Here is a 7,637-nt window from a genome sequence, read left to right as displayed (position 1 = left end):
TGGGGCTTCAGTGCGTGAAAGTGGGGCTAAAACTCCGGCAAGGTGGTGCTAAAACTGCGTGCAGATGGGGCTGGGGTACCGATTTTTGCACGCCTTTTTGGTATATTCTCAGCCTCTGCCGCCATACTAACCCCATCAAGGAAGAAACAGGGGACGTCTATGGAACGATTTCAGCTGAAAACAGCCATCTCTTTTGGAAAGGACGCGCTGGCCGCTCTGGAAGTGCTGAACGGACAGCGGGTAATGGTGGTCACCGACGACTTTCTGGCCAAGTCCGGTCTGCTGGACCAGGTGCTGGCCCGGCTCAAGGGCTGCACCGTGGAGACCTACACCGACGTGGTACCCGACCCGCCCCTGGTGATGGTGGCCCAGGGCGCCCGGAAGCTGGCCAACTTCAAGCCCCAGGCAGTAGTGGCCTTCGGGGGCGGCTCCTCTATGGATTGCGCCAAAGCTATGGTGGAGTTCGGCAAAAAAATGGGGGCGCCGGGGGAGATCCAGGTATACGCTGTGCCCACCACCGCAGGTACCGGGTCGGAGGTCACCTCCTTTGCCGTGCTCACTGACAGCGAGAAGGGGGTGAAATACCCCCTGGTAGACGACAGTCTGCTCCCCCATCAGGCGGTACTGGACCCGGGCTTTTTAAAGGGGGTGCCCCCGGCGGTGACGGCGGACACCGGTATGGATGTGCTGGCCCACGCCGCCGAGGCCTATGTGGCCAACAAGGCCACCGTATACACCGACGCCCTGGCGGAAAAGGCCTTCACCCTGGCCTTTCACAACCTGCGCCCCGCCTTTGAGACGGCGGGGGAGAGCGAGGCCAAGGCCAATATGCTGCTGGCCTCCAACCTGGCGGGCATGGCTTTCAACGCCGCCGGGCTGGGGCTGTGCCACGGGGTATCCCACGCCCTGGGGGGGCGCTACCATGTGCCCCATGGGCGGCTCAACGCCATGCTGCTGCCCCATGTGATCGCCTTCAACGCCGCCCAGAAGGAGACCGCAAAAAAATATGCCCGGCTGGCCCAGCTATGCGGCTTATCCCCCACCAGCCGGGCGCTGGTCTTTGGCCTGAACCGCCTACGGAGCCAGCTGGGCCAGCCTCAGCGGTTGTCCGCCTGCGGCGTGGAGGCCAAGGTTTTAAAGGCTGACGGGGAGGCCATTGCCGCCGCCGCCCTGGCCGATCTGTGTACCCCCACCAACCCCCGGCCCGCCACCCCCAGGGATGTGAAAGGGTTATTGAAGGAGCTGGTCTGATGGGGGAAGAGCTGCTGTCGGTGGGCATTGATATTGGGACAAGCACCACCCAGTTGATTTTGTCAAAGCTCACCCTGGAAAACCGGGCAGCGCCCTTTACGGTGCCACGGGTGGCGATTGGAGAACGGGAGGTGCTCTACCGCTCCCACATCCACTTTACCCCGCTGCTGTCCGACACGGTTATTGACGCGGAGGGGGTGCGGGCCATCGTAGAGGAGGAGTACCGCAAGTCGGGCTATGACAAGTCCCAGGTGGACACTGGCGCGGTTATCATCACCGGGGAGACCGCCCGGAAGGAAAATGCCAGGGAAGTGCTCTCCGCCCTGTCCGCCTTTGCTGGGGACTTTGTGGTGGCCACCGCCGGGCCTGACCTGGAGTCTATTCTGGCCGCCCGTGGCGCAGGGGCAGACCAATACTCCAAGGAGCAGCACAAGAGAATATTACACTTTGATATCGGCGGGGGCACCGCCAACCTGGCGCTCTATGACCGAGGAGAGCTGGCCGCCACCGGCTGCCTGGACGTAGGCGGGCGGCTCATCAAAATCGACCGGAACAGCGGACAGGTCACCTATGTGTCTCCGGTGTTTGGGCGGGCCGCCTGTCCGGCCCCTGCTGTGGGCCAGCGGGTCACGCCGGAGACCTTGACACCGGTGCTCCAAGCCATGGTGGAGGCCCTGGAGCAGGCGGCGGGGCTGCGGCCCGGCAGGGACAGGCTGGAGGGCTTTCTGACCCAGGGTACCCGCTGGGCTCCGGCCACGGTGGACGGAGTGTCCTTTTCCGGCGGAGTGGCCGACTGCGTCTACCAGCCCCCGGAGGACTGGCTGGCCTATGGGGACATTGGGGTACTGCTGGGAAAAGCTATCGCCGCCTCTCCTGCCTTTGGACAGGTGGAGCGGTTCCGGGGGGCCGAGACCATCCGGGCCACGGTGGTGGGGGCGGGGAGCCACGCCACCGACCTGTCCGGCTCCACCATTTTCTACCGGGATATGGACTTTCCGATGAAAAATCTGCCCATCCTCAAGCTGACCCGGCAGGAAGAGGAAGGGACGGCGGAGGAATTGACAAAGGCCATTGGGGACAAGCTGAACTGGTATGCCGACCAAAGCGGACTGACCCAGCTGGTGCTGGCCCTGCGGGGGGAGGACAATCCTACCTACAGCAGGATTCAGGACTTGGCCCAGGGGGTGGCAAGGGGGCTGGCTCCCTTGCTGGCGGCGGGGTTTCTGCCGGTGGTGGCGGTGGAGGCCGACCAGGCCAAGGTGCTGGGGCAGGCCCTGGCGGCCCTGGTACCCGGCCCTCTGCTGTGTCTGGACGGGATTCACGTAGACAACGGGGACTATCTGGATATCGGCGGACCGGTGGCGGGGGGCGCGGTATTGCCTGTTGTTATCAAAACGCTGGTATTCAACAAATCGTAGGCGGGCGCTGGCCCGCCGTTAAGGAGCGATCACATGATACTCAAAACCAAGCTGCTGGGGCACGTCTACGAATTCAAATCGGTAAAGGATGCCCTGGCTAAAGCCAACGAGGAGAAGTCGGGGGACCGGCTGGCGGGCATTGCCGCGGAGAACGCCGAGGAGCGGGTGGCGGCTAAGGTGGTGGTGGCCAACCTCACCCTGGCTGATCTGCGCAACCACCCCGCCGTTCCCTATGAGGAGGACGAAGTTACCCGCATTATCCAGGACGACGTAAACGAAAAAATCTATGACCAGATCAAAAACTGGACGGTGTCCGAGCTGCGGGAGTGGCTGCTGGACGAGCGGCACGATGGGGACGCCATTCGGTGGGTGAGCCGTGGCCTGACGGCGGAGATGATCGCCGCCGTGGCCAAGCTGATGAGCAACATGGATCTCATTTATGCGGCCAAGAAGATCAAGGTCACCGCCCACTGCAACACCACCATCGGCCTGCCGGGCACCCTGTCCTGCCGCCTCCAGCCCAACCATCCCACCGACGACCCCGACGGTATTCTGGCCTCCCTGCTGGAGGGGCTGACCTTCGGCGCAGGGGATGCGGTACTGGGCCTGAACCCGGTGGACGATTCGGTGGAGAGCGTGCGCCGGGTGCTGGACCGGTTCCATGAGGTGAGAAACCGCTGGAACATCCCCACCCAGATCTGTGTGCTGGCCCACGTCACCACCCAGATGGAGGCGGTACGCAAGGGGGCGCCCTGCGACCTCATCTTCCAGTCCATCGCCGGGTCCCAGAAGGGCAACGAGGCCTTCGGCCTAGACGGCAAGCTCATTGAGGAGGCCCGGCAGCTGGCTCTCCATGAGGGGACAGCCGTGGGGCCCAATGTGATGTACTTTGAGACCGGCCAGGGCTCGGAGCTCAGCTCCGAGGCCCACCACGGGGCGGACCAGGTGGTGATGGAGGCCCGGTGTTATGGCTTTGCCAAGCGGTTCCAGCCCTATCTGGTCAACACGGTGGTGGGCTTCATCGGCCCGGAATATCTGTACAACTCCAAGCAGGTCATCCGGGCGGGGCTGGAGGACCACTTCATGGGCAAGCTCACTGGCATCCCCATGGGGTGCGACGCCTGCTACACCAACCACATGAAGGCCGACCAGAACGATATCGAGGACCTGGCGGTCCTCCTCACCGCCGCCGGGTGTAACTATTTTATGGGGATTCCCCACGGGGACGACGTGATGCTCAACTACCAGACCACCGGGTTCCACGAGACCGCCGCCCTGCGGGAACTGTTTGGCCTCACCGCCATCCCCCCCTTCCAGCGGTGGCTGGAAGACATGGGCTTTGTGGAAAACGGCAAGCTGACCCCGCTGGCGGGGGATGCGTCGGTGCTGCTGGGATAAGGAGGTTTTGACTTTGGATGAAAAAGAACTGCGCTCTATGGTGGAGCGGATGGTGCTGGAGCTGGCGGGACAGACGCCCTCCGCCCCAGCGGCCCGGACTGCCGCCGCCGTCCGGCGGGAAGAAGTGACCGACGGCTGTCTGGAGGACATCACAAAGACCGATCTGCGGCGGCAGTACCTGGTACAAAATCCCCGCAGCGGACAGGCCTTTCAGGATTTGAAATTGAAAACCCCCGCTCGGTTGGGGCTGGGCCGGGCGGGCGCCCGGTACAAGACCATCTCCATGCTGCGGATGCGGGCCGACCACGCCGCCGCCCAGGACTCGGTGTTCTCCCATGTGCCTGACGAATTTGCTACCGCCAACGGCTTTGTGCCCGTCCAGACCCTGTGCCAGAGCAAGGATGAATACCTGACCCGGCCCGACCGGGGCCGCCGGTTTGACGAGGAAAATCAGGCCATCATCCAAAAGACCTTTGGACACAACCCCAAGATCGCCCTGGTGGTGGGGGACGGCCTGTCCTCCGCCGCCATCGAGGCCAATGCCGTGGACTGCCTTCAGGCGGTGCGGGCGGGTCTGAAGGCCTATGGCCTGGAAGGCGGCCCGGTACTCTATGTGAAATACTGCCGGGTGGGCGCCTCCGACCACATCGGGGACCTGACCGGGGCGGAGGTGGTGTGCATGCTGGTGGGAGAGCGTCCTGGTCTGGTAACCGCCGAGTCCATGTCGGCCTATCTGACCTACAAGCCCCACATCGGTATCCCCGAGTCCAAACGCACCGTCATCTCCAACATCCACAAGGGGGGCACTACCGCCGTGGAAGCGGGGGCCCACATTGCGGAACTCATTAAGACCATGCTGGAAAGGAAGGCGAGCGGGATTGACCTGCGTTGAAAATATCGGCCTCTGCGGGGTCGCGGCGGGGCGCGCGTCAGCGCGTACAAGCGTTTTGCCGTCCGGCAAAACCTTGATGCCGGGCGAATTCACTTCGCCCGAGCAGATAAAAATGCCCTTGGGGTCCCCGCGGGGCCTGCCCCGTGGGGAAAGCTTAAGGGGGTGAGGATATGACAGACGATCTGCTCCCGGTGAAGGTGCTGGCCACCCGCACCATCGCCAACGTCAGCGAGACTCTGGCCCACAAGCTGGGTCTGCCCAAGCAGTATCGGTCCATCGGCCTCATTACCGCCGACAGCGACGACATGACCTACTGCGCTCTGGATGAGGCCACCAAGGCCGCCGTGGTGGAGGTAGTGTATGGCAAATCCCTGTATGCCGGGGCCGCCAATGCCTCCACCGCCCTGGCCGGGGAGGTTATCGGCATTCTGGCCGGGCCCAACCCGGCGGAGGTCCAGTCCGGCCTGCGGGCCTGCGTGGACTTCATGCACAGCGGGGCAGGGTTTCGCTCCGCCAATCAGGACGACTCGGTGGTGTACTTTGCCCATACCGTCTCCCGGACTGGGACCTATTTGTCCAAGGTGGCGGGGATCAAAGAGGGGGAGGCCCTGGCCTACCTCATTGCCCCGCCTTTGGAGGCGGTGGCGGGGCTGGACGAAGCCATGAAGGCCGCCGATGTGGAGCTGGTGACCCTCTTCGAGCCCCCCAGCGAGACTAACTTCGGCGGCGGCCTGCTCACCGGCACCCAAAGCGCCTGTGACGCCGCCTGTGCGGCGTTTGCGGAGACTATCAAGGCCATTGCCGCCCGGCCCATGGAAGAATAACGGCGGGCGAAAAAAGGAATTGTAGGGCGGGGGCTTGTCCCCGCCGTCCAAGGAAAGGCAAGGTGAACCATTTGGACAAGGATCTGCGCTCCATTCAGGAGGTCCGGGACCTTCTGGCCCAGGCCCGCCAGGCCCAGAAGGCCCTGGCCGTCATGCCCCAGGAGCAATTGGACGCCATCACAGCGGCCATCTCCCGGGCCGGTGCCCAACACGCCAAGCGGCTGGCCGACATGGCGGTGGAGGAGACCGGCTTTGGCAGAAAGGCTGACAAAGAGATCAAAAACCGCTTTGCGGCGGTGACCTTGTATGAGGCCATCCGGGATCAAAAGACCCACGGGATTCTGGCCGAGGACAGAGAGCACCGGACGGTGGACATTGGTGTGCCGGTGGGGGTGGTAGCCGGACTGGTACCCTCCACCAATCCCACCTCCACGGTGATCTACAAGGCCATGATTTGCCTGAAAGCGGGCAATCCCATTGTGTTCTCCCCCCATCCCGGGGCAGTGAACTGTATTTCCGAGACGGTGAACGTGATCCGCCGGGCGGCGGAGGAGGCAGGAGCCCCGGCGGGGTCCATCTCCTGCATCACCACCCCCACCCTGGAGGCCACCAACACCCTCATGCGCCACGATACCACCCGGCTCATCTTAGCCACCGGCGGGGCGGCCATGGTGAAGGCGGCCTATTCCTCCGGCACTCCCGCCATCGGCGTGGGGGCGGGCAACGGCCCGGCCTATATCCACCACACCGCCGATGTGGAGCTGGCGGTCAAGCGCATCCTGGACTCCAAAACCTTTGATAACGGCACCATCTGCGCCAGTGAGCAAAGCGTCATTATGGAGACCCGGATGGAGGGGGCGGTCAAGGCTGCCCTGCGGGCCCAGGGGGCCTACCTGCTGGATGAGGGGGAGACCAAGCAGCTCTCCCGGTTTATCCTCCGGCCCAACGGCACCATGAATCCCGCCATTGTAGGCAAGAGCGTGGCCGCGGTGGCCCAGCTGGCGGGGCTGACCCGCGTGCCCCCCACTGCCCGGGTGCTGGTGGCCAAGGAGACCGGGGTGGGGAAGGATCACCCCTATTCCAGCGAAAAGCTGGGGCCCATTCTGGGCTGCTTTGTGGAGCCCGATGAAGAGGCGGTGCTCCGCCGGTGCATTGAAATTTTGGAGTGGGAGGGGGCGGGCCACACCTTCTCCATCCACACCCAGGACGAGGGGGTGGCCAAGCGATTCGCTGCCGCCGTCCCCGCCAGCCGGGTGCTGGTGAATACCCCCGCCGCTCTGGGCGGCATCGGGGCCACCACCTGCCTGTTCCCCGCTCTCACGCTGGGCTGCGGCGCGGTGGGCGGCTCGTCCAGCTCCAACAACATCGGCCCCCTGGACCTTATTAACATCAAGCGGGTGGCCTGGGGCGTGAAGGAGTTGGAGGAACTGCGGGGGACCGGCTCTGTCTCCTCCGCCTGTACCGTGGACGAGACGCTGCTCAACCAGCTGGTGGAGCAGATCATGGGGAGGCTGAGGTGAAATGAGCGAAGTCAACGCCGACGGCGTGCTGCTGGACCCCCATGAGGCCATTTTGCAGGAGGCCCAGAACCTGACCAACTCCCTGCTGGCCGAGCGGCCCCAGGGGCTGGAGGAGGACAGTGAACATCCGGTCCTGGCGGGCAACGGGGCGGAGGCCGGCCAAGCCGGCGGCACGCCCCATATGTCCGTCTCGGCGGCCCTGGCCGCGCCGGAGCACAAAGGGGCGGGCAGCGGCAGCTATGCCGCCCAGCAGCCCCCGGAAGGGACCCGGAAGAAGCATACAGCGGGCCGGGCCAAAGCATCCAAGCCGGCTGCCGCCCAACCGGCGGAGCCT

The 7,637-nt window shown here is 64.4% G+C and carries 6 protein-coding genes; all 6 read left to right on the top strand.

All coding sequences use genetic code 11. The features are described 5' to 3' along the window. The first annotated feature begins 159 nt into the window (after nucleotides 1-159). Complete coding sequence (locus Q0J75_RS09300) at nucleotides 160-1,251, top strand: 1-propanol dehydrogenase PduQ (RefSeq protein WP_297200059.1); 1,092 nt, start codon at nucleotides 160-162, stop codon at nucleotides 1,249-1,251. Continuing rightward, nucleotides 1,251-2,669, top strand: a complete 1,419-nt coding sequence (gene eutA / locus Q0J75_RS09295) for an ethanolamine ammonia-lyase reactivating factor EutA (protein ID WP_297200056.1) — start codon at nucleotides 1,251-1,253, stop codon at nucleotides 2,667-2,669. The genes Q0J75_RS09300 and eutA overlap by 1 nt, the downstream gene beginning before the upstream one ends. Nucleotides 2,670-2,702: 33 nt before the next feature. Then, the gene (locus Q0J75_RS09290) at nucleotides 2,703-4,067 is read left to right on the top strand and encodes an ethanolamine ammonia-lyase subunit EutB (RefSeq protein WP_297200053.1); all 1,365 of its coding nucleotides are present in this window, start codon (nucleotides 2,703-2,705) and stop codon (nucleotides 4,065-4,067) included. Nucleotides 4,068-4,080: 13 nt separating this feature from the next. Beyond that, the gene (gene eutC, locus Q0J75_RS09285) at nucleotides 4,081-4,959 is read left to right on the top strand and encodes an ethanolamine ammonia-lyase subunit EutC (RefSeq protein WP_297200050.1); all 879 of its coding nucleotides are present in this window, start codon (nucleotides 4,081-4,083) and stop codon (nucleotides 4,957-4,959) included. A 170-nt stretch (nucleotides 4,960-5,129) separates the two neighbouring features. Further along, nucleotides 5,130-5,783, top strand: coding sequence for an ethanolamine utilization microcompartment protein EutL (eutL, locus tag Q0J75_RS09280; RefSeq protein WP_297200046.1), 654 nt, complete (start codon nucleotides 5,130-5,132; stop codon nucleotides 5,781-5,783). 62 nt (nucleotides 5,784-5,845) lie between these two features. Continuing rightward, entirely contained in the window at nucleotides 5,846-7,303 is a 1,458-nt protein-coding gene (locus tag Q0J75_RS09275; RefSeq protein WP_297200043.1) for an acetaldehyde dehydrogenase (acetylating), read from the top strand. Nucleotides 7,304-7,637: the final 334 nt, after the last annotated feature.

The sequence above is a fragment of the uncultured Flavonifractor sp. genome (genome assembly GCF_944385615.1).
Classification (GTDB): Bacteria; Bacillota; Clostridia; order Oscillospirales; family Oscillospiraceae; genus Flavonifractor.
The sequence above is the reverse complement of the archived record's forward strand: the minus strand, read 5'-3'. Positions and strand labels throughout refer to the sequence as shown.